The sequence below is a fragment of the Streptomyces sp. 3211.6 genome (assembly GCF_003634815.1).
Lineage (GTDB): Bacteria > Actinomycetota > Actinomycetes > Streptomycetales > Streptomycetaceae > Streptomyces > Streptomyces katrae_A.
Genome location: NZ_RBXC01000001.1, coordinates 6,225,743 through 6,250,816 on the forward strand (window position 1 = coordinate 6,225,743; position 25,074 = coordinate 6,250,816).

General features: G+C 70.4%; 17 protein-coding genes and 2 pseudogenes. 4 read left to right on the forward strand and 15 right to left on the reverse strand.

The annotated features are described in order from the left end of the window. Positions 1-227: 227 nt before the first annotated feature. From BX286_RS28635 to BX286_RS28645, 3 genes are read left to right on the forward strand one after another with little or no spacing between them, the layout of a single operon-like run. On the forward strand, positions 228-1,664 hold the full coding sequence (locus BX286_RS28635; protein WP_100862591.1) for an FGGY family carbohydrate kinase: 1,437 nt from the start codon (positions 228-230) through the stop codon (positions 1,662-1,664). Next, complete coding sequence (locus BX286_RS28640; RefSeq protein WP_121016692.1) at positions 1,661-3,118, forward strand: FAD-dependent oxidoreductase; 1,458 nt, start codon at positions 1,661-1,663, stop codon at positions 3,116-3,118. The genes BX286_RS28635 and BX286_RS28640 overlap by 4 nt, the downstream gene beginning before the upstream one ends. Further along, a complete protein-coding gene (locus tag BX286_RS28645) occupies positions 3,115-4,344 on the forward strand; it encodes an NAD(P)/FAD-dependent oxidoreductase (RefSeq protein WP_121016694.1) in 1,230 nt (409 codons plus the stop codon). The genes BX286_RS28640 and BX286_RS28645 overlap by 4 nt, the downstream gene beginning before the upstream one ends. Here BX286_RS28645 and BX286_RS28650 read toward each other — a convergent pair. The 8 genes and pseudogenes from BX286_RS28650 to BX286_RS28685 form a co-directional block, all read right to left on the reverse strand. Continuing rightward, positions 4,341-4,526: pseudogene (locus tag BX286_RS28650) on the reverse strand (CorA family divalent cation transporter); the annotation flags it as partial. The gene BX286_RS28645 and the pseudogene BX286_RS28650 sit on opposite strands and share 4 nt — an antisense overlap. Before the next feature lie 248 nt (positions 4,527-4,774). Next, on the reverse strand, positions 4,775-7,060 hold the full coding sequence (locus tag BX286_RS28655; protein ID WP_121016695.1) for a tetratricopeptide repeat protein: 2,286 nt from the start codon (positions 7,058-7,060) through the stop codon (positions 4,775-4,777). A 101-nt stretch (positions 7,061-7,161) separates the two neighbouring features. Continuing rightward, on the reverse strand, positions 7,162-7,638 hold the full coding sequence (locus BX286_RS28660; protein WP_079430390.1) for a hypothetical protein: 477 nt from the start codon (positions 7,636-7,638) through the stop codon (positions 7,162-7,164). A 194-nt stretch (positions 7,639-7,832) separates the two neighbouring features. After that, positions 7,833-8,018: pseudogene (locus BX286_RS28665) on the reverse strand (CorA family divalent cation transporter); the annotation flags it as partial. A gap of 217 nt (positions 8,019-8,235) precedes the next feature. Next, the gene (locus BX286_RS28670) at positions 8,236-9,843 is read right to left on the reverse strand and encodes a TerD family protein (RefSeq protein WP_261993533.1); all 1,608 of its coding nucleotides are present in this window, start codon (positions 9,841-9,843) and stop codon (positions 8,236-8,238) included. Positions 9,844-10,349: 506 nt separating this feature from the next. Then, complete coding sequence (locus BX286_RS28675) at positions 10,350-11,264, reverse strand: hypothetical protein (RefSeq protein WP_187344210.1); 915 nt, start codon at positions 11,262-11,264, stop codon at positions 10,350-10,352. Then, positions 11,261-15,919: an AAA domain-containing protein gene (locus tag BX286_RS28680; RefSeq protein WP_121016699.1), complete on the reverse strand. Its 4,659-nt coding sequence runs from the start codon at positions 15,917-15,919 to the stop codon at positions 11,261-11,263. The genes BX286_RS28675 and BX286_RS28680 overlap by 4 nt, the downstream gene beginning before the upstream one ends. A gap of 453 nt (positions 15,920-16,372) precedes the next feature. Beyond that, a complete protein-coding gene (locus BX286_RS28685) occupies positions 16,373-17,659 on the reverse strand; it encodes a hypothetical protein (protein WP_261993534.1) in 1,287 nt (428 codons plus the stop codon). Positions 17,660-17,998: 339 nt separating this feature from the next. Between BX286_RS28685 and BX286_RS28690 the strand changes: the two genes are divergently transcribed. Further along, positions 17,999-18,700: a restriction endonuclease gene (locus BX286_RS28690; RefSeq protein WP_261993535.1), complete on the forward strand. Its 702-nt coding sequence runs from the start codon at positions 17,999-18,001 to the stop codon at positions 18,698-18,700. A gap of 21 nt (positions 18,701-18,721) precedes the next feature. Here the strand turns inward: BX286_RS28690 and BX286_RS28695 are convergent, their stop codons facing one another. The 7 genes from BX286_RS28695 to BX286_RS28725 all read right to left on the reverse strand — a co-directional run bounded on the left by BX286_RS28695 (position 18,722) and on the right by BX286_RS28725 (position 25,002). Beyond that, positions 18,722-19,756 (reverse strand): serine hydrolase, encoded by a 1,035-nt coding sequence (locus tag BX286_RS28695; RefSeq protein ID WP_121016704.1) that lies wholly within the window; start codon positions 19,754-19,756, stop codon positions 18,722-18,724. 88 nt (positions 19,757-19,844) lie between these two features. Next, the gene (locus BX286_RS28700) at positions 19,845-20,942 is read right to left on the reverse strand and encodes a glycosyltransferase family 4 protein (RefSeq protein ID WP_121016706.1); all 1,098 of its coding nucleotides are present in this window, start codon (positions 20,940-20,942) and stop codon (positions 19,845-19,847) included. Then, on the reverse strand, positions 20,939-21,475 hold the full coding sequence (locus BX286_RS28705) for a dCTP deaminase domain-containing protein (protein WP_121016707.1): 537 nt from the start codon (positions 21,473-21,475) through the stop codon (positions 20,939-20,941). The genes BX286_RS28700 and BX286_RS28705 overlap by 4 nt, the downstream gene beginning before the upstream one ends. Further along, a complete protein-coding gene (gene dcd / locus BX286_RS28710) occupies positions 21,472-22,008 on the reverse strand; it encodes a dCTP deaminase (RefSeq protein WP_121016709.1) in 537 nt (178 codons plus the stop codon). The genes BX286_RS28705 and dcd overlap by 4 nt, the downstream gene beginning before the upstream one ends. After that, positions 22,005-23,234 carry a bifunctional metallophosphatase/5'-nucleotidase gene (locus BX286_RS28715; protein WP_121016710.1) on the reverse strand — a complete coding sequence of 410 codons (1,230 nt, stop codon included), beginning with the start codon at positions 23,232-23,234 and terminating at the stop codon, positions 22,005-22,007. The genes dcd and BX286_RS28715 overlap by 4 nt, the downstream gene beginning before the upstream one ends. Beyond that, entirely contained in the window at positions 23,231-24,553 is a 1,323-nt protein-coding gene (locus tag BX286_RS28720; protein ID WP_398898824.1) for a UDP-N-acetylglucosamine 1-carboxyvinyltransferase, read from the reverse strand. The genes BX286_RS28715 and BX286_RS28720 overlap by 4 nt, the downstream gene beginning before the upstream one ends. An 11-nt stretch (positions 24,554-24,564) precedes the next feature. Then, positions 24,565-25,002, reverse strand: a complete 438-nt coding sequence (locus BX286_RS28725; protein WP_187344211.1) for an ATP-binding protein — start codon at positions 25,000-25,002, stop codon at positions 24,565-24,567. Between the last annotated feature and the right edge of the window lie 72 nt (positions 25,003-25,074).

Consider the following 25,074-nt stretch of genomic DNA (forward strand, 5'->3'; position numbering starts at 1 on the left):
CCCACGGACGGCGCCCTTACCGACCGTTGATCGGCGATCACTATAAGGCGAGTCCGGCCGACTGCACCCGGAAACTTTTTCGAACGCAAGTATCAAGCCACACAAGGGATATGAGGTGGCGCCATCCGGACCCCCGCCGCCCGGACGGATCTTGACGGGCGCCCGCACGCTGGGGAAGGCTTCCGACCGACGATCGATGGACCTGCCGGAACACGGACGGAGTCGTGATGACGGGCCCGGTGCTCGCAGTGGACCAAGGCACCTCGGGAACCAAGGCCCTCGTCCTGTGTCCGGACCGCGGGGTCATCGGCTCCGCCTCCGCCCCCGTGCGCCCCCGCCACCTGCCGGACGGCCGGGTCGAAGTGGACCCTCGCGACCTGCTGCGATCGGTCGTCGACGCCGGACGGGCCGCCCTGGCGGCGGCCGGCGAACCGGCGGTGGCCGTGGGCCTGGCCAACCAGGGCGAGACCGTCCTCGCCTGGGACCCGGCGGACGGCGAACCGCTGACCGACGCGATCGTCTGGCAGGACCGGCGCGCCGCCGGGCTCTGCACCGAACTGGCCCCGCACGCCGACCTGCTGCGGGAGCGCACCGGCCTGCCGCTCGACCCCTACTTCGCCGCCCCCAAGATGGCCTGGATACGCCGCCACCAGACGCGGCGGGGCGTCGTCACGACCAGCGACGCCTGGCTGGTGCACCGCCTCACCGGCGAGTTCGTCACCGACGCCGCGACCGCGGGCCGCACGCAGCTGCTCGACCTCGACACCGTCGGCTGGTCGCGGCCGGCCCTCGCCGCCTTCGGACTCGACGGGGAACCGCTGCCGAGGATCGTCGACGCGGACACCCGCGTCGGCACCACCAGCGCCTTCGGCCCCGAACTGCCGCTGACCGGCCTCCTCGTCGACCAGCAGGCCGCCCTCCTCGCCCAGAGCGTCACCGTGCCCGGCGCCGCCAAGTGCACCTACGGCACCGGGGCGTTCCTGCTCGCCCAGACCGGCCCCGAACCCCGCCGCAGCTCCACGGGACTGGTCGGCTGCGTGGCCTGGCGGATCGCCGGACGCACCAGCTACTGCCTCGACGGGCAGGTCTACACGGCCGCTTCCGCCGTGCGCTGGCTGACCGACCTCGGAGTGATCTCCGGCGCCGAGGACCTCGACACCGTGGGCGCGAGCGTTCCGGACTCCGGCGGCGTCACCTTCGTCCCCGCCCTCGCCGGGCTCGCCGCGCCCTGGTGGCGGGGCGACCTGCGCGGCTCCGTCACCGGCCTCGGCCTCGGCACCACCGCCGGCCACCTCGTGCACGCCCTGTGCGACGGGATCGCCGCCCAGGTCGCCGAGCTCGCGGACGCCGCCGCGGCGGACCTCGGCGCGCCGCTCACCTCCCTGCGCGTCGACGGCGGCCTGACCCGTTCCGCCCTGCTCATGCAGGCCCAGGCCGATCTGCTCGGGATCCCGGTCGAGGTGTCCGCCCTGCCGGACGCCACCGCGCTGGGCGTCGGCGCGGTCGCCCGCCTCGGTCTCGACCCCTCCCTCACCGTCCGCGACGCGGTCCCGGCATGGAAGCCGTCCGCCGTCTACGAGCCCAGGGCCGGCGCCGACGAGACCGCCGACCGCCGCGCACGGTTCCGCGCGGCGGTCGCGGCCCTCCTCGACGGCCCGGCATGAGCGTCACCACCCGTGGCCCCCTGCCCGGCGGGGAGTACGACGTCACGGTCATCGGCGCCGGAGTGGTCGGCTCCGCCATCGCCCGCGAACTGGCCCGGTTCCCGCTGCGGACCGCCCTGGTCGAAGCCCGCGACGACGTCGGAGACGGCACCTCCAAGGCCAACACCGCCATCCTGCACACCGGCTTCGACGCGGTGCCCGGCTCCCTGGAGTCCCGGCTCGTGCGCGAGGGCAGCGGGCTGCTCGCCGCGTACGCCGCCGAGAGCGGCATCCCCGTCGAGCCGCTGGGGGCGCTCCTCGTGGCCTGGGACGAGGACCAGCTGGGCGCCCTCCCCGGCCTCGCCGCCAAGGCGCAGCGCAACGGCCGCCACGACACCCGCATCATCACGGCCGAGGAGGTGCGGGCCCGCGAACCGGAACTCGGGCCCGGAGTGCTGGGCGCGCTGGAGGTACCGGGAGAGTCGGTCATCTGCCCCTGGACCACCACCCTCGCCTACGCGACACAGGCGGTCCGCGCAGGCGTCGACCTCCACCTGAACTGCCGCGTCACCTCCATCACTTCGGGACCCCGGCCGGCCCCGGACGACGTGCACACCCCCCACACCCCCCACACCCGCCACGCCCTCCACACCCTGCACACGGTCCGCGGGCCGCTGCGCACCCGCCACCTGGTCAACGCGGCCGGGCTGCACGCCGACCGGATCGACCGGCTCCTCGGCCACGCGGACTTCACCGTGACCCCCCGGCGCGGCCAGCTGATCGTCTTCGACGAACTGGCCCGGGGCCTCGTACGCCACATCCTGCTGCCGGTGCCGACCGCGCTCGGCAAGGGGGTCCTGGTGACCCCGACGGTGCACGGCAAGGTGATGCTCGGCCCGACCGCCGAGGACCTGGACGACAGGACCGCCACCGGCTCGACCGCCGAAGGCCTCGCCCTGCTCCGGGAGAAGGGCCGGCGGATCCTGCCCGCCCTCCTCGACGAGGAGGTCACCGCCGTCTACGCGGGCCTGCGGGCCGCCACCGCCTCCGAGGACTACGCGATCCGCGCCCACCCCGCCCAGCGGTACGTCACGGTCGGCGGTATCCGCTCGACGGGCCTGACCGCCTCGATGGCGATCGCGGCCCACGTGGTGGAGCTGCTGACCGAAGGCGGCCTGCCCCTCTCCGGCGCCCGGGACCCGCAGCCGGTCCGGATGCCGAACCTGGGGGAGGCGTTCCCCCGCCCCTACCGCGACGCCGGGATGATCGCGGCGGACCCGGAGTACGGGCGGATCGTCTGCCACTGCGAGCGCGTGACGCGCGGTGAGATCCGTGACGCCCTCGCCGCAACCATCCCGCCCGGCTCGCTCGACGGCCTGCGCCGGCGCACCCGCGCCCGGGCCGGCCGCTGCCAGGGCTTCCACTGCGGTGCGGCCGTCCGCGCGCTGTTCGAGTCCGAGGAGCCCCACCGGTGAACCGCACCGACCCCACCGGCCGCACGGACCGGACCGTGGACGTCCTGGTCGTCGGAGCGGGCCCCGCCGGACTCGCCCTCGCCACCCGCGCCGCCCGCGCCGGCGCCGGCCGGGTCGAGGTCCTGGAACGCGAGGAGGAGCCGGGCGGCGCACCCCGCCACTGCCACCACGGCGGCTTCGGCAGCCCCCCGCTGCCCTGGGTCACCGGCCCGGCGTACGCCCGGCGCGCGGTGGCGGCGGCCCTGGACGCCGGGGCCGCCCTCCGCACCGGCGTCACCGCCACCGGCTGGGCCGGACCGCTGACCCTGGAGACCACGAGCCCGTCGGGCCTGGAGCGGATCACCGCCCGGGCCGTCGTCCTCGCCACGGGCGCCCGCGAACGCCCCCGCAGCGCCCGCCTGGTCCCGGGCACCCGCCCCGCAGGCGTCTTCACCACAGGGGAACTCCAACGCTCGCTCCACCCGCACGGCCGCCACCCCATCGGCCGCAGAGCCGTGCTGATCGGAGCCGAACCGGTGGCCCGCCACGCGGCACGCACCCTCCGCCGCACGGGCACGCAGGTGGTGGCGATGCTCACGCAGCACCCGCGGGCCACCGCCCTCCCCGGCATCCCCCTCCTCACCCGGACCACGGTGACGGAACTGCACGGCCGTGGCCGGCTCACGGGCGTGGCCGTCCGCCACGAGGACGGCCGGTCGGGGGTCATCGCCTGCGACACGGTGGTCTTCACCGGCGACTGGATCCCCGAGCACGACCTGGCCCGCCGCGGCGGCATCGCCCTGGCCCCCGGCACCCGCGGCCCCGCCGTGGACCCCGCCTTCCGCACCGGCACCCCCGGGGTCTTCGCCGTGGGCAACACCCTCCACGGCATCGAGCCCGCGGCCACCGCCGCCGCCGAGGGCGCCGCCGCCGCGACCCCGCTCCTGGCCCACCTCTCGGGCACCCCCTGGCCCACCCCCGGCCCACCCCTCCTGGTCCAACCCCCCCTGGCCTGGGCCACCCCGACCCACCTCACGACCCCCGCGACCCGCCCCCTCCTCGTCCGCACCGCCGAACCCCTGACGGCCCCGAAGCTCCAGCTCCACCAGAACACCCGCCTCCTCTGGCACCACCGCCCCCCAACCCCCCTCACCCCCACCCGCTCCCTGCGCCTCCCCCCACACTGGACCCCCCGGGTGGACCCGGACGGCGGCCCGGTAATCCTGAGCATCACGGACCGCGCCTAGAGCCAGTCCCGCCTCTTGAAGACGACGTAGAGGCTCGTACAGACCACCGCCATCAGGAGGATGGCGAAGGGGTACCCGAAGCTCCAGCTGAGCTCGGGCATGGCTTCGAAGTTCATGCCGTAGATCGTGCCGACCAGGGTGGGGGCGAAGAGGATAGCCGCCCAGGAGGAGATCTTCTTGAAGTCGTCACCCTCACACCGCTGACCTGCGGAAACCGGCTGCACAGGCGGCCCGACCTGCGACGATCCGCCTCTCCGGCCCTTTCGCGGTGCTGCCCGTTTGTACGGCCGATCCTCCCCAGCCGCTCCCCAATGGGTCAACGCCGCGGTATGGGCGAGCGCGACTTCATCGCCTTGGTCGACGGCGTGCACCTGACTGCTGGTCCGGCTGCGCGTGCCGGCCGCCGCCTGGGTGGGCGGCCGGTCAAGGTCTACCTTCCTCGTAGCCACCCCCTGCCCCGGGAGTGTGTCTGCCAGTACGCCAGTGCCTCCTGGGTGGTCGCGAGGTCGGGGTGGTCCGGGCGGAGTACGCGCAGTTGCTCGTTCAGCAGGTCGGAGAGGAGGGCAATCGCGCCGCGAGGGTCGCCGGAGCGGCCGCGCCAGTGGGCGAGCGCGGCGCGGGTGCGGAAGATTTCGGACCGGTCGGTGTCGGTGGCCACCGCGTGCGGATTGGACCAGGTGTTCCGAGAAGCCCGGGCGATCTCGCGCGATTCCAGGCGGAGCTGGTCGTTGAGCAGGTCGGTCAGGACGGTCACGGCCCCTCGCGTGTCGCCCGACTCGCCCAGCCAGTGGCCGAAGCGGAAGCGGGTCTCGAAGGTGCCCGAGTACTCCGGCCCGTAGTTGCGGAGCTGCTCGTCAACGAGCTGGCGATACGCGACCACTGCCCCGGCAGCGTCCCCTGCCTTTCCCTGCCACTCGGCGGCGGTGCGGCGCAGAGTGAAGTCGGGCGGGCCCGTCCGTCCGTTAACGGCCGCGATGTACCGATCATCGGCGATCATGTCGTGATAGACGCTTGCGACGCCCGGCAGGTCGCCTGCCTCTTTGAGCCAGTAGGCCAGGCGGTGGCGCAGCTCGGTGACCTCCGCGACGAGGCGGACCCGTTGGGAGGGGAACAGTTCGTACTCCGGGTTCAGCAGGGCCAGCTGATCGTCGATCATCCGCCGGTACTCGGTGATAGCGGCGGCGAGGTCGCCGGACTCCGCCCGCAGCCGGGCGATCCGGCCGCGCAGTTTCGTCACGGACTCGTGCCGGGTTCCCAGCCGGTCGGCCGTCGTCGGCAGCAGCGCCAAGAAGTAGTCCAGTGCGGCCTGTGGCCGGCCGTCGTCCGCCAGCGCGTCGCCCACCCGGAACACGAGGTCGTGCAGCCCCGGACCGGTACTCCAGCCGTGCCGGAGCGCGGGCTCGCCGGAGCCCAGCAGGAGGACCGGGGCATTGCGCGTCAGCGCCTCGACATTCGAACGCAGCACGTCCGGCGGGAAGTCGAGGACGCGCGAACGCAGATGTGGCATCTGCTCACGCGGAGGTACCATGAAGAACGTCATCGAGTTCGCCTCGTCCGCCGACTTCCGGGACGCGGCGAAGAGCAGGTTGGCGGCCCAGTCGACCAGCTCCGCGGCCCGGCTCGCGGGCACGCCCTCGCGGACGGCTCGCTGCACCACCGGGTGGACCCGCACGGACCGGTCCCGGTCCGCCGGGTCGTAGTCGAGCAGGCTCCACCGGTGCAGCAGCGCGAGCGTCTCGACGGTACTCCCGTCCGGCTCCACGTCCTCCGTCGGGCGTGGGGTCCCCTCCGGGGCGCGGTACCTGAACGCAGGGGTCAGCACCGCAGCCGGGATGCCGTCGAAAGCCAGCGGCGCCGCCAGCTCCAGCAGGGCCCGCGCCGTCCCGACCGGCTCCTGGGCGTCGGCGCGCTCCAGCGCGAGGTCCCAGAGGTTCGGCAGAGGCAGGCTCTGCTCGTCCGGCAGTCCGCCAGGGTCCGGTACGAGGTCGGCCAGCTGCCGCCCCTCGTCGCGGAGTAGGCGGAGGTAGTCGGCGCAGCTCAGGCCGGTGCCGACCAGGTAGGCGGCCGCCTGCGCGAGCGCGACCGGCAGGTGTCCGAACTCGCGGGCGAGCGCCTCCAGCTGCTCAGGCGGTTCGAATCGGCCGGACGCGGCGAGCACCGCCGTGAGGTAGCCGAAGGCCTCGGCGGAGCTGAACGACGGCACGGTGACCACCTGTCGGCCGAGCCCCTCGCGGGCCAAGTCCCGGCGCGAGGTGGTGACCAGGGTCCGCCCAACGGGCTGGTTCGGAGGCCAAAGCCCACGCAGAGCGTCGGGGTCGACCAGACCATCCAGGGCGATCAGCCAGCGGACCGCCTCCCCGCCCCCGCCCGGCCGGAGCCAGGCCAGGAACTCCCGCGCGCCCTGCTCCGGATCGGCTGGGTCACTACCAGTGATCTCGGCGATGGCCCGGGCGTAGGCGGTCAGAATCTCCACGCGGCTGCCGGCGGTCACCCAGACCAGCAAGTCGAGCTGCCCGGCCTGCCAGGCCGTCCGGGCCTCGTTCGCGGCCAGCTGGGTCTTGCCGACCCCCGCTGTGCCGACCAGTATCCGGTAGCGCGCAGGGGTGTCGGGGATGTCGACAACGGCCCGGTGCTGGAAGCAGCCCGCGGTGTTCGGAACCGCCCCGACCTGGTGCGGCCAGGCCGCCGGGGCACGTCGGCCGGCGTAGTAGGCCACTTGGTCGGCGTGGCCGACGGCGAGGCTGTGGTTGCTCGCCTGTACCCCCGTGAACAGCGGCGGCGGCGAGGTCTGTGTTGGGCTAGGCGTAGCCGGTCCGTTCAGCCCCTGGACGGATCCGGCCCCTGAGGGTGGCCGATCTGCACACCCCCGTGGATCACACCGGCGGCGACCGAGCCTTCCTGTGCGCTGATGTGCACGCTTCCGCCGACCGCCATCCCGCCATCCCCGGCCGACACTTGGGCCTGCGCCGCGCGCTCTTCAAGCAGCTCGCGCAGGGCCTCGCCCGCGCGCTCGCGCTCGCCGTCCGGCAGATCCTCCAAGAACGCCTCGAACCGGACCTGCCAGGAGGCCTCCTGCCGGATCCTGAGCCGCTCCAGCTGGCTGCCCTCGGCCGCCTCGAGCTCGGCGGCGGTGCGTTCCAAACGCTCCAGCTCAGCGCTCTCGCGCTGGGCGTTCCCCCGCCCGAACCAGGCGGCCACCCGGCTTCGGAACCCCTCCCAGGCCGCGGTCCCGGCCGCGGTCATCACCGCCGTCCCACCGGACATGGCCAGCCCCGTCAACGCCTCGGACAGCATGCGCAACCCCCCGTGTCGGCAACCGTGACCCCGACCGTACCGCGAGCCGGGCACCGCGCCCAGGCGGATATCCACACAATCGCTCAGGCGAGCGAGGGCAGGTGACCAACCGTGAAGCCAGACCGGCCAATCGTCACCCTGAAGCGCCGATGTCAGTACCGTTCGCCGGCACGGCGCCCGGCGGATTCCCCCCTCTACAGCCAGTCGCGCTTCTTGAAGATGACGTACAGGCTCACGCACACCGCTGCCATCAGCAGGATCGCGAAGGGGTAGCCCGCCGCCCAGTGCAGTTCGGGCATCGTCTCGAAGTTCATGCCGTAGATGGTTCCCACCAACGTGGGTGCAAACAGAATGGCGGCCCACGAGGAGATCTTCTTGAAGTCGTCACCCTCACACCGCTGACCTGCGGAAATCGCCCGAACAGGCAGCCCGACCTGCAACGATCCGCCTTTCCGGCCCTTTCACCGTGCTGCCCGTTTGTACGGCCGATCCTCCCCAGCCGCTCCCCAACGGGCCTTCACTCTCCCCAGATTCTCCCCAGCGAGAGCGTGCACAGACGTCCCGCTACTGCGCAGTGGGGCGTCTGTGCACGATGGGCTACGCGACGTCGACTCCGTGCGCCCTGGCCAAACTGTTCAGCCCGTCGGCCCACCCCTGTCCGATTGCCCGGAGCTTCCACACCGGCCTCCCCTCGGGCGACGTGTGCCGGTACAGCTCTGCGATGACCATCGCTTTGATGGCGGGGTCGGCGGGTGGCTGGAAGGTCCATGCGGCGGAAGCGCATCCGATGGACAGCTCCGCGTAGGTTAGGCAGCCGCACGTCAGCCCGGTGTCGACGTCCATGTTGATCGCGATCGTCATGCGCTGGACGTGCTCGGGCAGGGCGGTGAGGTGGGCGGTGGCGCGTTCGACGGTATGCGCGCCATCGTGCTGCTTCCCCAGGAGCCGAGCAGCCCCGTCGGCGGCGGACGGCTGGTTGTAGAAGACGAAGTCGTCGTCGGAGGCGACTCGGCCCTGCGTGTTGGTGAGGAAGAGGGTGAGGTCGGCATCCGCGCCGTCGAAGCTGAACGCGATGTTCAGCCCTTCCCACGCCTCGTCGGGCAACGTGAGGTTCTGCCCCGGCGTTAGTGCCGCAGGGGCGGCGAGAACGGGCTCGCTGATGACGGGTGGCTGGGCCGCGGACGGCGTCTGGGCTCTCCACTCGGCGAACGTGTGGATCCGGTAGTGGTCTGCGGCTCGCGCATCGTGCGCGGCGGGGACGTTGGCAAGGAGGTCTCCGTCCAGGCCAGCCAGCGTGGTGTCAACCGAGGCGGCTTCGTCCTGGGCGTGGTCGAGCAGGCTTTGGAGGCCGGGCAGCCGACTGATATCCAGCGGCTTGATGGTGCTCGACAGATTTCCGGAGGCGGTAGTGGAGACGGCACAGGCGACGTCCTGTCCGAGGTCGAGGAACCGCAGCGCGTCCTCGGGCTGCCGCCAGGGGCTCGTCTCAATGGCCTGGCGGGTCCACCGGCCGTACGCCGCGAACCCCAGCCGCTGGGTGTCCGGCATACGAGTGATCACTGCCAGGTCGATCGCGGTGATCCCTGGCGCGACGGCAAAGCCCTCCTTGAGGGTGGCGATGACGTTGGAGCCCATGGCCGTGAGCCACCACAGGACCCGGTCCCGCTTCGTCAGCGTCTTCAGCGTGGGGCGTCCGCTGGAGGTGACGCCGGGAGTCTGGTCGGGCAGTGAGTCGATGTCGTGCTGCCGCATCACCACGGACATCACGGAGCCGTCTACCCCGACAGCACAGCCAGCGGCGGGGTTGTCGGAGAAGGCATAGTTGACCGTCTCGCACACGGTCGCCTCGTCGTTCGCGACGAGGTCCTGCCACCACCGCTGTGCCTCGGCGTTCAGCTCCCCGTGAACACCGTACAACCACGCTTGTTCGGCAGCCAGGTACCCCGGAGCGTCGTACTCGGCCCGCCGTTTCGCCTCCGCGCGCTCGGCACGGGCGAACACGCCGAGCCCCGCCAGGTGGAACGCCTTGGCCTCGGCCAGAGCCCAAGGCAGCCCGAGCTGCGGGGGCTCGGGTATCACCGGCGGATGCACGGGCGAGAAGGACTGCAGGTGCACGCTGGTCATCTGTTGCCGCAGCTCTCGCAAGTGCGCGATAGCCGCATCCCGTTCCGCATCCTGCTGGGCCCGCTCGGCCTGCCGGCGCACCCGTTCGAGCTGTGCGCTCGAAGGCCCAGCCGTCCGCGGACGCGAGCCGGAGCGGGTCGTCCGACTCGTACTGGTCCGTCGGCGCCCGCCGCCCAGCGCCGTGGAGGCATAGAGAGGCCCCATCCCCGACGAGAGCGTCGTCCGGCCACCACCCACGCTCACGCGTGCCATCCGAGGCCCGACGGACGTCCGTACGCCCCTGGTCGAGACACGCACACTCAATCCGGGCACACCAACGCGGAAACCGAAACCCATGGAGCCTCCCACTCTGCAGCAGGAAGTCTGTCACTGCCCGGACACTGGTACTCAGGGATCGCTGCAATCCAAGAGACAAAGGGGAGGCAGACCGAAATCCACCTCGGGGCGGGGCGGGGCGGGCAGGGCGGGGCCGGCGAGATGGGTGGTGAGAGGCCGGGCCGCCCACCGAATACATATCTCACACCCAGGGATCGGCTATCGCCCTGCTCTGAGTACAGGGCGATAGCCGAATCAACTGCGCCCTGCTGTCAGGGCCGGCGTGCCGGCCGCACTGCTGGCGATGGCCGGGGCACGGGACGGACAGGCGAGGCGGGCGGCCTTGGCGCGGTCGCCTTCGGCTGGGAGGCGGCCAGGTCGTTCAGGACCGCCTCGACCACGGGCCAGCACATGTTTAGGGTGTCGCGGTCTGGCGTGTGGGCATCCCGGATCTCTGCGCGCGGATGGACGAAGTTGCGGTACCTGCGCAGCTCGTGACAGAAGCGCTCGACGTCGGCACCGATCCACCCGGCGGTGTGGCAGGTCCTGATCAAAGTGTCCAGGGTCACCTTGTCCGGTGACGTGCTGCCGAGTCGTGAGGCGTCGCGTTCGCGGACCACTTGGACCATGACGCCTTCCAGCAGGCTGCCGAGCATGATGATGGCTGCCACGTGAGCGCCATTGGCGTAGCAGGTGCGTGCCTCGTCCAAGCGGTGTTGGAGCAGGGCGGCCATCTTCCGGTCACTGATGAGATCGGTCATGACCGTGCTGAGTTCGGCAGGGCCCCGGCTACCCGGGTGGGCAAGGGAAGGGTCGCAGGCGACGAGACGGGGGCGGCCGCCAGGATTCTCCAGGCGTGCTCCCTCGTATACCAGGAAAGCGTTGACCGCGGAGACGACAGCAGGGAGCTGGTCCGGCTCGTCCAGGTATTCGCGGGGGTCGGCCAGGCGCAGCAGGACCCTTTCCAGTTCGGTGGGTTCCTCTCGTCGTTCGCTGAGCCGGGCGAGCGTCCAGTCCATCCTGTACTCGCCGTTGTACTCCGGCACCCGCTGCCAGCCGGCGTGTTCCAGGAAGCGTGCGATCTCGAAGCCCTTGCGGTAGTAGAGGTGGTCGTCGCCGCAGATCACGCGCGCGAGCTCCTCCAAGGTGTTGGCGTCGAGGATGCCGAGTGGGGACTGCGCAGTCATGCCGAGCCTTCCGTGCTGTCATCGGTTTCGTCGTCTGCTTCGTTGTCTTCGGCTTCGCCGCGCGCGTTGGACAGGTGATCCATGCCAGGGCCCTCGGGCGGCTCCGCCGTGTCATCGGCGAGGCCCTCGTCGGAGGAGAGGTCGAACGGCGTCCACTGCGTTCCGGTGGGTGCGGTGGACGACTGGGCTCGATCGCTGGTTTCTTCGAACGTGGCCGGATGGATGCCACGTCGTTCGAGCTCAACCCACAGGCCGGAGAGTGCTTCCTCGGGGTCGAATCGGAACTCGCTCTCGCGAATCCGCCAGAACGTCCAGCCGACGCGCTGGAGTTCACGGTCGCGCCGTTGGTCATGCCGGATCTGCTCGGGTGTCGAGTGATACCGGTCGCCGTCGCACTCCACGGCCAGGCGCCCACGTGCCCCTACGACGACGAGGTCGAGGCGCTTGTTCCCTGCCGGATACTGCGGGACGACGTGATATCCCCGGGCCTTCAGGCGCAGGTAGACCTGCTGCTCGAAGAGCGATTCGAAGGGCCTCTGCGGCACATCGCCCGCCACCTCTCCGATGTCCTCGGAGCTGGCAAGTGCAGATGGCGGGTTCTCCATATAGGACAGGAGGTTGAGTCGCATGTCCTCCCTCTTCAATCGGTCCGGCGGTACCGAGTAGAAGAGCCACATCTGGTCCTGTGCCCGGGACGCGGCGACGTTGTATGCCTGTCGTTCGCTGCGGGCACCTCCCGTGATGCGCGGCGGATCGGTGACGACCATCGACAGCAGGATGACGTGCCGTTCGTCTCCCTGGAACGACGCCGGGCTGCCCACGCGGATCTGGTGGCGTTCAAGCAGCGGCGCCGGGATACGTTCCTGAATGAGCTTTTCCAGGAGCTTGACCTGACCTATCGACCCCTGAAGGGTGATGACGCCCATGGTCCGGTCGCGGTAGGCAGGGTCTGCCACGAGCCTGGCCAGGCAGTCGACGATGGCCTCGGCTTCCATCGGGTTGCGGATCCTGCTGTCGCGCCCCTGGGTAACGGCCCCTTCGACGAAGTGGGTCACGAGGGGGTCGAGGCGCTCACCGCCGTACTGGCGCAGAGGCTGTAGCTTGTTGTTGTAGAAGGTCTGCGAAGACCAGCCGATGATCTCCGGCATGCAACGGAAGTGCTCCTCCAACCGGATCACCTTCGGGAAGAAGGTGGACAGGAGCTGGTAGAGGTTGGTGGAAGGTCCGTACAGCGTGCGCAGCCTCGGCGGCATGTCCGGCAGGTGCGAGACGAGCCGGTCGTGGATCGCCTGGTGCCGGCCCATGCCACTGAGCGGGGGCGCACACTGTTTGTCGTCCCCCACGACGATGACGCGGGGTGCCAGCCACAGCAGGAACAGGGCGTCCATGCCGGCCTGACTAGCCTCGTCGACGATGACGACGTCGAACGCGTCCCGCCTGGGCTGCACCATCTCGGCGACCTGAGAGATGGGCATGACCCACGCGGGGACTGCTTCCTGCGCCGTCTTCATAGCGTCGTACGCCGCGGCACGGTATCGGCCCGCACCGCGCCCCTTGCCCTTGCCGTACGAGGACATGTGGTTGCGGTACGCCTGGAGTGCCGACCGCTGCTCTTGCGTCATGCGATGCAGACAGTGCCACCTTCCCCAGGTGGCAGCGAGTTCACCGGTGATGTCCTCCAGGTGACGTTCACACTGCGCCAGTTCGCCTTCGACCTGACGTTCGCGTCCCGGTGTGCGCTGACGGTGGACGAAGGCAGAGGCCACCGCCCAGGCCCACGCTTCCGCCAGCGAGTCCAGGCGAGCTTCCCATGCCCGGTCACCAGGGTCGTGCGTCAGCTGGTCAGCGAGCAGCGGGTGGGCCCGGCGGACGCTTTCGAGTAGCACGGCGCATCGACGCCGGCGGTGTTCACGCCGATGTGCCTCGCGCAGTGCCTCAAGTTCCTTGGCGTATCGGTCGACGTCCTGCTCCCGAACGGCTTGGGCGGCGGCCACAGCTTCGGTGGTGGGGTGGGAGCTGTCCACCGGTGTGCGCAGTTGTTCCTCCCAAGCAAGCAACTGGGCCGTAGCCTCGTCTGCCGCTCGTCGGCCGGAGACCGCAGAGAGGGCGCCGGTGAAGTCCTGCCATGCCGACCTGGAAGTGAGGGTGATGTGCACCCCATGATGTACGAGCAGCTCGTCGATGCGCTCGCGGCCGGCGCCGAACGTGTCGACATGGTCCAGGCGTGTGTAAGCCTCCGTCAGCGACGCGAGCCGAACTTCCAGCGGCCCTTCGGATACGGGCACCTGCACTTGGCCCCACCGCTCCGCAAGTGTGGCAACGGCGGAGCGAGCGCGGAGGTGAGCAAGGGCGGCGTCGAGATCCTCCAGGGTTTCGGGTGAGTGACCGTTCACGGTGCACGAGTCGAGGAGGGCCTGCGCGGCCTTCTGCGCCCGCGAGGCGCGGAAGCTGCCGCGGACTCGCAGTTTGCCACCCGAGACGAGGTGCTCGCGCAGCGCAGAACCCGCCGTGAGCATTGCATCCCCTTGTTCCGTGGAGAGCTGCCCGGGCACGGTGACGCGCGTCATCCCCTGTTCGTTCAGCCGCTCTGAGATTGCGGCGAGTTGATCGGCAAGTCCGGACACGCGACGCCACAGCGCGAGGTTCTCACGGGAGAGTCGGTCGGTGAGGGCCTTGGTGGCCCACTTGCCCTCATCCCATTGTGTGGCCTGCGGAGACAGACCCAGGTGATGCAGAGCCGTACGGCAGGAATCCACGAGAGAGGTCAGCTCATCGGTGACAGAGCTGTCGAGCCTGGCAAGATCGCCGCGGATGCGGACCGCTCCGGAGGATAGGCCCTCATCGGTGACGCGGCTGGCTGAGAGTGCCTGGGCCAAGGCTTCGGGGGAGGGGAGGCCGTCGGGGTCTGGCAGAGTGCCACCTGCGCGTGGCTCGGCCGCACCGTCGCGCAGCAGGCTCAGCAGTTCCACCGCTTGCGCGGGGGACAGCGGAGGGACAGCCGCGGTCGGGCCGTCAGTCGGCACAAGGCCGATCCAGGAGTGATGTCCGGCGTTTTCTTGCACACGCTGCACAATTGCGGCGAGAGTGCCGGCGTATCCCAGTGCGATCTCCGGGTGCCGGTAGACCTCGGCCTCCCGCAGCGCGATCACCTGCTCGGTGAGCGTACTGATCCTTCCCCGTACCTCCTCCCGGCGGGCGGTAAGCCGATGGATCTCGTCCTGCAACTGCTCGGGGTCACTTGCGGCGACCTGATCGGTGAGAGCGTTGACCGTGCGTTCCAGCTCGTCCGCCCCGTCCTGCCGTGCCGAGCTCAGCAGGAGGACACACAGGTCCCGTACAGCGGGAGGAAGTTTGTCCCGCAGGACCGTGAGGGCCTGGTCGCGGGCGCTGGTCACCAAGACCCTCTGCCCCTGCGCCAGCAGCGCGGAGACCAGATTGGCGATCGTGTGGGTCTTACCGGTGCCCGGTGGGCCTTGAACCACCACGCCCGTGTCGTGCTCCAGCCGCCGCAGGACACTGCGTTGACGTTCGTTGGTCTTTCCTGGGAAGAGCGGGTCGTCCCCGAATAGGGGCGGAATCTCGCGGCTGTCCCAGTTCACGCGTTCTTCGGAGTTCAGGGGCAGTACCAGCTGGGCGAGGCCCAGAGGCGCGTGTCCCTCGGAGGACACGCTGTCCGCGATCCGGTCGTAGAAGCCCAGCAGAGCATTGCGGTCCCGTGGACGCAGCACAAGTGCGGGAGCGTACGTGAGACGCGCGCCTGCTTCGGGCTCGCGGGGCGGCTGCCACTCGGCACTGAATGACACGGGCCGTTGCAGCACCCGCTCCTGCCACTGGGCCAGCTGCTCCAAGGCTTCCGGTCCAAGCAGGTGCAGTGACTGGGCCGCGATCTCCTCGGTGAGCGCGGCCGAGCGTTCGGGCGCCCAGCCGTCATCGGTGTCGAGGAATGATTGATCCTCCAGCCGCACGGCTCCCTCGGCCATGAGCCGCACGGTGAGCCTGGCGGTCTTCCGGTCTACCAAGGTCTCCACGCGGTGGGTGAGCAGGTGCCGGTGAATGGCGTCACCACGTGGATCACTCCAAGTCAAGAGTCCTGTGGCGAGCACGAGTTCTAGCTGATCATCCTGCTGGGTCAGCTTCTGGTGCCACCCATAGACCTGGTCGTACAGCTCCCGAAGGGCTCGCTCCGCGCGTTCCCTCTCCGCCCACTTCCGCCAGCGCGTCAGCCAGGGACCGTAGGCCCGGAGCACCTCGTCGGCATCCTCTCGGCGGACGGTCTGCTCCGAAGCCTGTTCCCAGGACTGGCTGCCGTCCGCCGCTGGCACGAGTTCCTGCCCCGGTCCTTCAGCTTCGAGGGGCGGGTCATCGCCGTCAGCGTCCTGGCAGCGTTCCGTGGACACCCATCCATCCAGCAGATCGGGGAGGGAGGGCGGCGATGTCTGCGGAACGTGGTCGAGCGTGAACAGCAGCCCGTCGAGTCGGTCGGACGGGCGTCGTACCGAGGGGGGCATGGCGACCAGCCATAACCGCTCCCTTGAGCGGCGATCATCACGAAGTCGTTGGTTGCTGCTCTGCACGACCTCCTTGAGGAAGCCGATCAGACTGGCAGTCTGGCCGATGACGTCGGGGTTCTTCGCGTGACGTCGCGGTACGTTCACTTTTCTCCTCCCGGCTGGTGGCGAACGTTCCAGGATCGGGATGAGCAGCTGCCGGGGCAACCTGTCTCTGGAAAATGGCGAAATATGAGCTTCATGTGGGCTGAATCACCTTGATCCCAGTGAGCGCCTCGTGGAGATCCGCCGGCCTTCGGTACCGGTGCCCCGACGCTCTACGTATCTGGGGGCAACCAAGCAGGGAGCTCGGGAGAGTCGATTCCGCGAGCGAGTTGCAGGCAGCCCCGATGGCGTAGTCCATCTAAAGGCGCATGGGTGGGGAGGACAGGGCGTAATGCGGCTCGGTTGACGGAGTAGGGCCTTCTGGGTGCTTACCAAGGCGGCGGGCGGCACTCTGAACAGTCGAGGGCTGGTAGCGGGACGCGAAGTGTCGGCGGCGTCATCCCTCCCTTGGTGTCGCCCCCTTGCTTCCAGGGAGCGACACCGGCCATGAGGCCCTCAGGCCTGTGGCAACACCCGCATGGCGAGCACAGAGCCGTCCTGGTGGACGGATACGGGGCCGTCCCACTCCGAATCCCAGGCTAGGAGGGGCCAGCTCTTCCGCTGGGCGTGGGTTTCCGTGCGGTACTGCTCGACACGGCCTTCCGCAAGGTGGCGGAACAGGTCGTTCGCGACCCCGGAGAAGGCCTCGACCCGGGTCCTGTTGAGGCGGAACACATGGTCGGTGCCAACGAAGTCGATGTCGAGGAGCCGTTGGTTCGCGTCCTGGACGCTGTCGGTGGCGGCGTGGGTGGGGTCGGTGAAGTGGCGCTGGCCCTGCCGTTTGGTCAGGTACTGGGCCGTAGCGGCGCCGTCGCCAGCGAAGGCCGTCAGTCCGGCCGCCGCGGTTCGGGCGAGGACCTGCCGGAACCAGGAATAGTGCTCCGGTTGTACGTGGAAGCCGAGCTGTGACTCCGGTTTCCGCTCGCCCTCGGCCGGCGGTTGGATGCCCGGGAAGATGTTCGCGTCCTCGAGTCGGTGGTCAAGGCGGGTGCCGGGGGCATCCATCGAGCCGGTCAGGCGGCCACCAGTTCCACGGGCCTGCAAGGCGTGCACCGTGAGCACGCCCTCAGTGGGGAGTTCCGTACTGAACACGAGGGCCGGGGTCTCGTTCCACGGGCCGATGTGGACCGCCTCGACGTGCGCAGAAGCGGACGCGAGCTGGATGTGAGAGGCGGCGACGTTGCTGTGGTTGCCCTTGCAGGCGATCGGAAGGACCCTCGGCGCCTCTCCGGGCTTCCATATCTCGGCGAAGAACTGTGGCCGGTAGCGGTAGCCAGATCGATGGCCCGCGTCGCGACTGGTCAAAGCCCAGCCGGCCCGCAGCGCAGTGTCCGCGGGGACGATCGAGACCGAGTGGTCCGGGTAGCGGCGGCTCAGGAGCTGCCGGGCAAGGGTCAGGGCGAAGCCGGTTCCGAGTTCCCCGGACTGGATCGCCTTGTAGTAGTCGGCCGTTTCCCGGCCCTCCGCGGAGAGCGTCATGAACGAGTTGATGCTGCCGGCCAGAGCCTGGCTGTACTTCAGGGAACCCCAGTGCTCGGCGAGTCCACGGCTGGCGCCCCGCCGTGAGAGGGCGATGCCTTGGCCGAGGGTGTGTAGCACGTCCCAGGGCGTCAGCTGGACGGTCCGGTCCAGCTCCTTCGCGGGGATGGGCCGGAGCTCGGGCTTTCGACGGAGCTGGTCGAGCTCCTTCTCCTCGCGTGCCTTGTCATCCTCGTCTGCGGCGGCGTTGACGCTGCCGACCAAGGCCGAACTGGAGTGGATCGAGATGTTCGACGGCTGGACGAGGTCCTTGAGTACGTCAGCGGCTGGCTTCAACCTGTTCCCCCTACGGCTTCCCCGGGTTAGATCAACCTCGCAAGCTACGTGCTGCTGGAGGGGCGCACACAGGGCGTATGCGGGCACATGGCGATGCAGGTCCCCCGCCGCCGGGAGTTGCGCGCTGGCAGCTATCTCTCTCAGCGCCGCCTCGATGGCCTCGGCTGTATTCCGGGAAGTCGCGGGGAACGAGCCATGGCCAGTGGGCGCCCTTACAGACCCGCGTCGTCTTGCCCAGACTGCTGCTCGAAGACGAGGAGGAACTGGGTGGCAGCACGCAATAAGCGTCGGTCGGCATCGCGGAAGCGCCGGGAGGCCCGGCTCAAGGCGGGTGTCTGGAGCGGCGTCGCTGCATTCGCGCTACTCCTGGCATTCTGGTCGACGATCTGGCCCTATTTGGTGGGGATGTTGATCCTCAGCGCGGTCGGAGGCGGAGGCTGGTGGCTGTGGAGGGCGGATCACCTGGTCCGGGGGAACGATCGGCGGTGGCGCCACGAGGAAGCCGTCAGGGTGGGCCATAGGACGCTCGCCGAGGTTGACGCCATGGATGGCACGCAGTTCGAGGCCTTCGTGGCTGACCTCTGCCAGCGGGATGGTTGTACGGATGTCCGCCGAGTCGGTGGTACAGGCGACAACGGTGCCGACGTGCGTGGACGGCTGCCCGATGGTCGCACGATGGTGATCCAGTGCAAGCGGTACAACCCGAAGCGGAAGATCTCCAATGGGGAGGTCCGTAACCTCCTCGGCTCGCAGATGCACTTCAAGGCCGAAGTTGCCGTCTTTGTCACCACCGCGTACTTCAGCGGCCCCGCCGAACGCTGTGCCTTGCAGAATGATGTCGTGGCCGTCCACCGTGATCATCTTGGACTGTGGAACAACGGTGCGGCGCTTCTGTCTCTTCAGGCGGTGAACGGCGCCGGTCAGGGCGACCGGCGGCACCGCGCCCTGCGGAGAGAGACGTACGAGTAGCTCCCCCTGGTAGCCCCTCGTCTATGAGATGGCGGAAGCGCAGTAGGCGTTGCGGATCCCAGTCAATGGCTCGCGGTCGCGGTTGAAGCGGAGCTTGTTGGTGAGGAGGACGGCCCAGCGGCCCTTGGCTGGGCTGATCCACATGCCCGTGCCGGTGAAGCCGTAGTGGACCCAGACGTCCTCGGCCGAGTCGGTGCCGGGGGCGGGGTGCCAGAAGAGGCCGCGGGCGGGGGTGAGGGCGCCGGTCTGGAGGCGGAGGGAGTCCTTGATCCAGGTCGGACCGAAGGCGGCCTGGGCGGGGGCGAGCATGTGGCGGAGGAAGAGGGCGAGGTCGTCGAGGACGGAGAAGGTGCCGGCGATGCCGCAGACGCCGCCGAGGAGGCGGGCGGAGAAGTCGTGGGCGGTGCCCTTGAGGTGGGTGCCGGTCGTCTCGTCGTACTCGGTGGGGGCGCAGCAGGCCGCCTCGATGGTGGGGAGGGGGCCGAAGCGGGTGCGGGGCATGCCCAGGGGGTGCCAGACGCGGTCCGTGGCGAGCCGGTCCAGGGACTGGCCCGAGAGGTGTTCGGCGAGGTAGCCGAGGACGAGGGCGGCCCGGTCGGTGTATTCGACGGCCTCGCCCGGTGGGCGGTGGAGGGCTTCGTGGAGGACGCCGTCGCGGATGTCCTGAGGGTCGGTGCCGTAGAGGTTCTTCAGGTTGGCGCGCAGGGGCAGGCCCGCGGTGTGGGTCAGGAGGTGGTGGGCCGTGGCCCGGGCCAGGGGGTGGCCGGCGACCTCGTCCCAGAAGGTGCCCAGAGGGGCGTGGAGGTCGAGTTTGCCCTCTTCAGCGAGGGTGCCGATCGTGGACCAGACGGCGAGGATCTTGGTGAGGCTGGCCACGTCGAAGACGGTGTCCAGCCGCATCGGTTCGTCGGGCCGGTCGGGGTCGAGGAGGCCGACGGCTCCGCTCGCGCGGATGCCGTCGGCGTCCCCGATCGCCCACACCGCGCCGGGGTAGACCTCCTCGCGCACGCCGGTCTGGAGGAGGTCTTCGATACGGGCGGTGGATGGCGTGGTCATGGTCTCCCGATCGTCGTACGGCCGCGGGTGGTCCGCTGGCCAGCCTAGTGACGTGTCCGGGGTCGGCCCGACTGCGCCACGGGTGGTGTCAGGTGAGCCGTCGGCCGAGGTCGGTGATGGCCGAGGCCGTGGCGCTGAGGGGGAAGCGGGCGGCGTTGGTGCGGCCGGCCGTGCGGAGCAGTTCGAGCAGGCCCGGTGTGGTGCGGAGGCGGTTGAGGTCGTGGGCCGCGGTGGCCGGGGTGGTGAAGTCGGTGGCCATGCCGGTGCCGGAGAGGGCCTCGGTGAGGCCGGGGACGGGTTGGTAGAGGACGGGGAGGCCGCAGGCCTGGGCTTCGAGGGCGACGAGGCCCATGGCCTCCAGGGTGGTGGAGGGCACGGCCAGGACGTCGTGGTCGGCGAAGACCTTCCACAGCTGCCGTCGGCGGAACCAGCCGAGGTAGCGGACGTGGACGCCGTGCTGGCGGATGACCGGTACGAGGTCCTGGAACTGGGTCCGGGGTGCGGCGACGCTCAGTTCGATGGAGGGTGTGGCCGCGACGGCTTGGAGGAGGGGTTCGAGGCCCTTCTCGGAGCTCACGCGGCCTGCGAAGAGGACGCGCAGGTGGCTGGTGCGGCGTCGTGCGGGTCGGGGCGGGGGAGCGGTCAGGAGCTGGTCGGGGATGCCCCACGGGATCTTCTCGATCTTGCGCCTGTCGGTCTTGGGGGCGAGCTTGAGCAGGCGGTCGGTCATCGCGTGGGTGGGGACGACGATCGCGTCGGCCGCGTTCGCTGCCTCGCGCAGGACGCGGAGCTGGGTGCTGTGGTTCTCGGCGTACAGGAGGTCGGTGCCGTGGACGAACGCGATGCGGGGGTGGCGGGGGAAGGCGCGCAGGAGGGCTGGGGTGGCGCCGAAGGCCAGGTGGTGGAGGTGCAGAACGCTGATCTGCCGCGGGTCGACGGCCGCCGTGAGGGCGTGACGGAGGTCGGTGACGTACCGGTTGAAGTGGTCGCCGCCGATGCACTTGCCGGTGGCGTGGAGGAGGTCGAGGCCGGCGGGCGTCCGGGGGCGGAGGCCGTCGGGGGCGAGCATGAAGGCGCGGGCGGGGACGGCGGGCCTCTCGCCGGTGTAGAGGTCGAGGAAGAGCTCAACGCTCCCGCCCGGGCTCGGGTAGGTGAGGTCGAGCGCCGTGGCGACGAGGCGGTTCATCGGCGGCCTCCGGGGTTCTCCTCGTAGAGGCGCGAGGTCTCGATGCCTTCGCTGGTGCGGTACTTGAGGCCGTGCTGCTGGTAGCTGGCGGGCGTGCCGTGGGTGCGCAGGAAGACGAGCTTGCCGAAGGTCATGCCGGGCCGGACGCGCACGGGGCGGGTGGCCCTGATCTCCAGGGTCCAGCGGATGGCGTGGCCCTGGTGGCCGAGGGGCGCGGAGACGTGGACCCAGATGCCGAGGCAGCCGGTGGTCCGGTCGCCGTTGAGGAGTTGGGCGTACGTCTCGGATCCGGTCCGCTCCAGGGTGTGGCCGAGGTAGAGGTTGCCGGGTTCGAGGACGTATCCGTCGTCGGGGACGGTGACTTCGCGGAAGGCGGTGGGTGCGGCGGCGTCCAAGTCGCCCTGGCAGACGCGGAGGGTGCTGCCTAGGCGCCAGTCGTAGGCGTTGGGGGAGAGGCGGTCGGGGTCGTACGGGTCGATGGTGACGTGGCCCGCGTCGCGGGCGGCGGCGATGGCCGGTCCGGTCAGGATCACGACGTCACCGCCGAGGGGTCGAGGTCGCGCCAGTAAGCGGAGGGCTGCGGCCCCGCGGAGGCCTGGTACTTGCCCGAGTACAGGTCGATGGCACCCTCGGAGACGAAGAACATGATCTGCCCGATTTTCATCCCGGCGTAGACGCGGACGGGGCGGGTGGGGGTGAGCATCAGCGTCCACTGCCCGTGGAAGCCGATGTCGCCGATGGGCGCGGTGATCTCGACGAAGAGTCCGAGCCGGCCGACGGAGGAGCGGCCGAAGAGCAGCGGGACGAAGCGGTCCGAGCCCACTTCCTCCATGGTGTGTCCGAGGTACAGCTCGCCCGGCTGCAGGGTGTGCCCGTCCTTGCCGACCTGGATGCGGTGGGTGGGGTTGGGGCGGTGGGAGTCGAGGACGTCGTCGGTGTAGGTCAACAGGGTGGGTCCGAGGCGGACGTTGTAGCTGTTCGGGTTGACCTGGGAGGAGGAGAAGGGGTCGATGCGCAGCCGCCCGTCGCGCGAGGCGGAGATGATTTCCGGACCGGTCAGGATCACTGGTCGTCTCCGTTCGTGAGGGTGCTCCGGATCGCGGAGCCCAGGCTGAGGCCAGCGGGACGGGTCCGGCCGCCCAGGCAGCTGTCGGCCAGGTAGTCGGTGGTCAGCACGTTCGTCAGCCCGGCCGGAAGCGGGTCGGGAGAGGTGACGAGCGGTCCGACCCGCTCGGTGAGGTGGCTGAGGAGGGCTTCGGTGTCGTGGCAGTGGGTCGGTGCGATGAGGGCATCGACCAGGGAGTTCGCGAACGGCTCGATGGCCAGCAGATCGCCTGTGGTCAGGACTTCTCCCAGGGCCGTGGTGCGGAGGGCGGTCTCGTTCAGGACGACGGCGTCCCTGCCCAGGCCGCTCTGGAGGCGGTCGGCCAGGTTTTGGGCCAGGGCCCGGCGATCGAGCTGCTCGTTCCGGTACGGTTCCGCGATCTGGCCCAGCGGCTCGGCCAGCTGTGCGTCGAGCGCCGCGATCCGGTCCCCTACGGAGACCAGCTCGGGCGGCAGGACGGACGGGGTGGTTTCCGCGGTGTCGGAGAAGAGCGCGGTCCGGCCGACCCAGCGGTCGGGGGTGGACGTGGCGACGGCGTAGCCGACGCCGAGCTCGCGGCCCTTGAGGATGAGGGTGCTGCCGATGTGGGTGGGGCCCGTGTGGTCGCTGTGGCAGTGGCCCGCGAAGATCACGTCCAGGAAGGGACAGGCTTCGGCGAGCCCGAGGTCCTCCTCGAAGCCCGAGTGGCTGAGGAGCACCCAGGATTCGACCTCGTGGTGGTGCGCCAGCATCAGCTCGCGCAGGGCCTTCACCGGCTCGACGGCCCGCTGTCCCAGCCGTTGGGCGACCGGGATCGAGTCGAACGCCTGGAGCCCGATCACCCCGGTGACGGCCGTACGCCGGCCTCCGATCTCCACGACGTGCAGCCGCCGGAATAGAGGGTTGCCGGTCGAGTCGTCGACTACGTTCGCGCAGACGGTCCGCTTGTGGAGGGCGGGCTCGAAGTAGTGCGCCCAGCCGTGGTTTCCGGGGACGATGACGTCGTACAGGCCGAGCAGGACGTCCCGTTCGAGCGCTCCCTGGCCGAGCCGGTAGTAGCCGGTGCCCTCGAAGAAGTCGCCGCAGTCCACGAGCAGGCTGTCCGACCGTGCCTCGTGGAGGCGGCCGAGGAAGGAAGCGCCGGCGTCGAGGGCGGAGTGGACGTCCGTGGTGGCCAGGATCCGTTGGATCGTTCGGCTCGCGGTCACGGGGCGACCTCGCAGATGTCGGCGCCGAGCTGGAGGAGCTTGCCGGGCAGGTCGGCGTGGCCCCGGCGCAGCTGGGCGACTCCGCCGAGGGTCGTGATCCCGCGGGCGGTCAGGGCCGCCACCATGAGGGCGGAGCCGGTGCGGATGTCCGTCGCTTCGACACCGGCTCCGGTGAGGCGCTGGGGACCGGTCAGGCGGCACTCGGTGGGTGAGATCTCCTCGATGTCGGCTCCGAGCCTCGCCAGCTGGGGCAGGAGGTTGCCGTGGCGGCCGGGGTTGATCGAGTCGGCGAACAGGTGGGTGCCGGGCCGACCCAGGGCGAGGGCCATCAGCGGAGGCTCGAAGTCCGCGTCCAGGCCCCGGGGTGCGAGGGTGGCGATGGCCCGCAGCGGCCGGCCCGTCGGGTTGGCGTTGCTACCGTCGACGAGGAGCGTCTCGTCCCGCACCGACGTGGGGATGCCCAGCCGCTGGAGCGTTGCCTGGAACGGCACGAGGTCCCGGCCGTGGATGCCGTCGATCTGCGCCTCGCCGCCGGTGGCGGCGACGGCACAGGCGAGCGTCCCCGCCTCGATCTTGTCGCCTGGCACGCGCCAGGCCGGAATCTCGTCGACGAGCTTGGATGCCGGGTCGAGGGCGAGGAACCGGTCACTCACTTTCGCCTGCCAGCCCGCCAAGCGGAGTGCATCGAGCACGGCCAGGACCTCCGGCGAGAGGTTCGGGCGTCCCAGGCGCAACGCCCGGTCGGCGACGACCGCCCGCAGCACGGCGGCGATCGTCGCGCCGCGCGACCGGAAGGGCAGCGCGTGCGAGACCGTGCCGCCGCTGCCCTGCCCGCCGGCCTCCACGGCGTACCCGGCGTCCTGGACGGTGACGTGGTCCCCGAACGCCTCGTACACCTTGAAGTGCAGTTCCATCCCGCGCTGCCCGATCCGGCAGCCGCCGGGCCAGGGAAGCCGGGCGCTGCCCCGTAAGGCGAGGAGGGCAGGCACCAGGTAGTACGAGGCCCGGATGGCCGAGGCGCCGCTCAGGTCGGGCGCGGCGGACGGGTGCTCGGGGGCCATGACGATCAGGGTGTCCGGCCGTCCGACGGCCTGCGCCACGTGCCAGCCGGTCCCGTGGAGGAGTGCCACCATCGCCTGGACGTCGGCGCTGGCCGGAACGTTCTCCAGCTGGACGTTCCGGCGTACGGCCGCAGCGGTCGCCAGCAGGGGAAGAGCGGCGTTCTTGGAGCCGTCGACGGTGACGGAGCCGGCGAGCGGGCTGCCGGGGCGTACGGCGATCACTTCGGCGTTCGAGGCCGAAGCTCGGGTGAGTGCCACGGTCAACTCCTTCAGTCGAGAGGTTGGGGGAAGGTGGAGGTCGTGGGGTGGTTCGGGCGGGCGGCGAGGTCGAACTCGGCCCAGCAGGACTTGCCTGAGGAGCCCTGTTCGACGCCGTGCACGTCGGCGAGGGCGGCAATGATCAACAGACCCCTGCCGTGCTCGGCGTCCGGGTGGACGGCGCGCTTCCGAGGGACGGCCGAGCTCTGGTCGCGGACCTCGAAGCGCAGCCGGTCGCCGCGCAAGCGAGCAGTGATGGATGCGGTCCCGGGGCTTCCGTGCCGGACGGCGTTGGCCAGGAGCTCGCCCGCCACGGTCTCCGCTCCGTGCAGTTCGTCGGTGACCGCGCCCCGGCGCCAGCCACTGACCTCGTCCATCACCGTGCGTCGGGCGCGGGCGGCGCCCTCCGGCGTACCCGTCACCGGCAGGGTGACCTCGTGCACTTTCATGGGCGGCCTCCTGGATGGGTGCGGTTCCACCAGGCAAGCGGGCCGAGGGTGCCGCCCGCGACGGAGCACGCA

Bases quoted from the DNA above. Each gene is read 5' to 3' on its own strand.
- BX286_RS28635 (WP_100862591.1), top strand. From the start codon at position 228: ATGACGGGCCCGGTGCTCGCAGTGGACCAAGGCACCTCGGGAACCAAG.
- BX286_RS28700 (WP_121016706.1), bottom strand. From the start codon at position 20,942: ATGAACCGCCTCGTCGCCACGGCGCTCGACCTCACCTACCCGAGCCCG.
- BX286_RS28640 (WP_121016692.1), top strand. From the start codon at position 1,661: ATGAGCGTCACCACCCGTGGCCCCCTGCCCGGCGGGGAGTACGACGTC.
- BX286_RS28660 (WP_079430390.1), bottom strand. From the start codon at position 7,638: ATGCTGTCCGAGGCGTTGACGGGGCTGGCCATGTCCGGTGGGACGGCG.
- BX286_RS28675 (WP_187344210.1), bottom strand. From the start codon at position 11,264: ATGACTGCGCAGTCCCCACTCGGCATCCTCGACGCCAACACCTTGGAG.
- BX286_RS28695 (WP_121016704.1), bottom strand. From the start codon at position 19,756: ATGACCACGCCATCCACCGCCCGTATCGAAGACCTCCTCCAGACCGGC.
- BX286_RS28725 (WP_187344211.1), bottom strand. From the start codon at position 25,002: ATGAAAGTGCACGAGGTCACCCTGCCGGTGACGGGTACGCCGGAGGGC.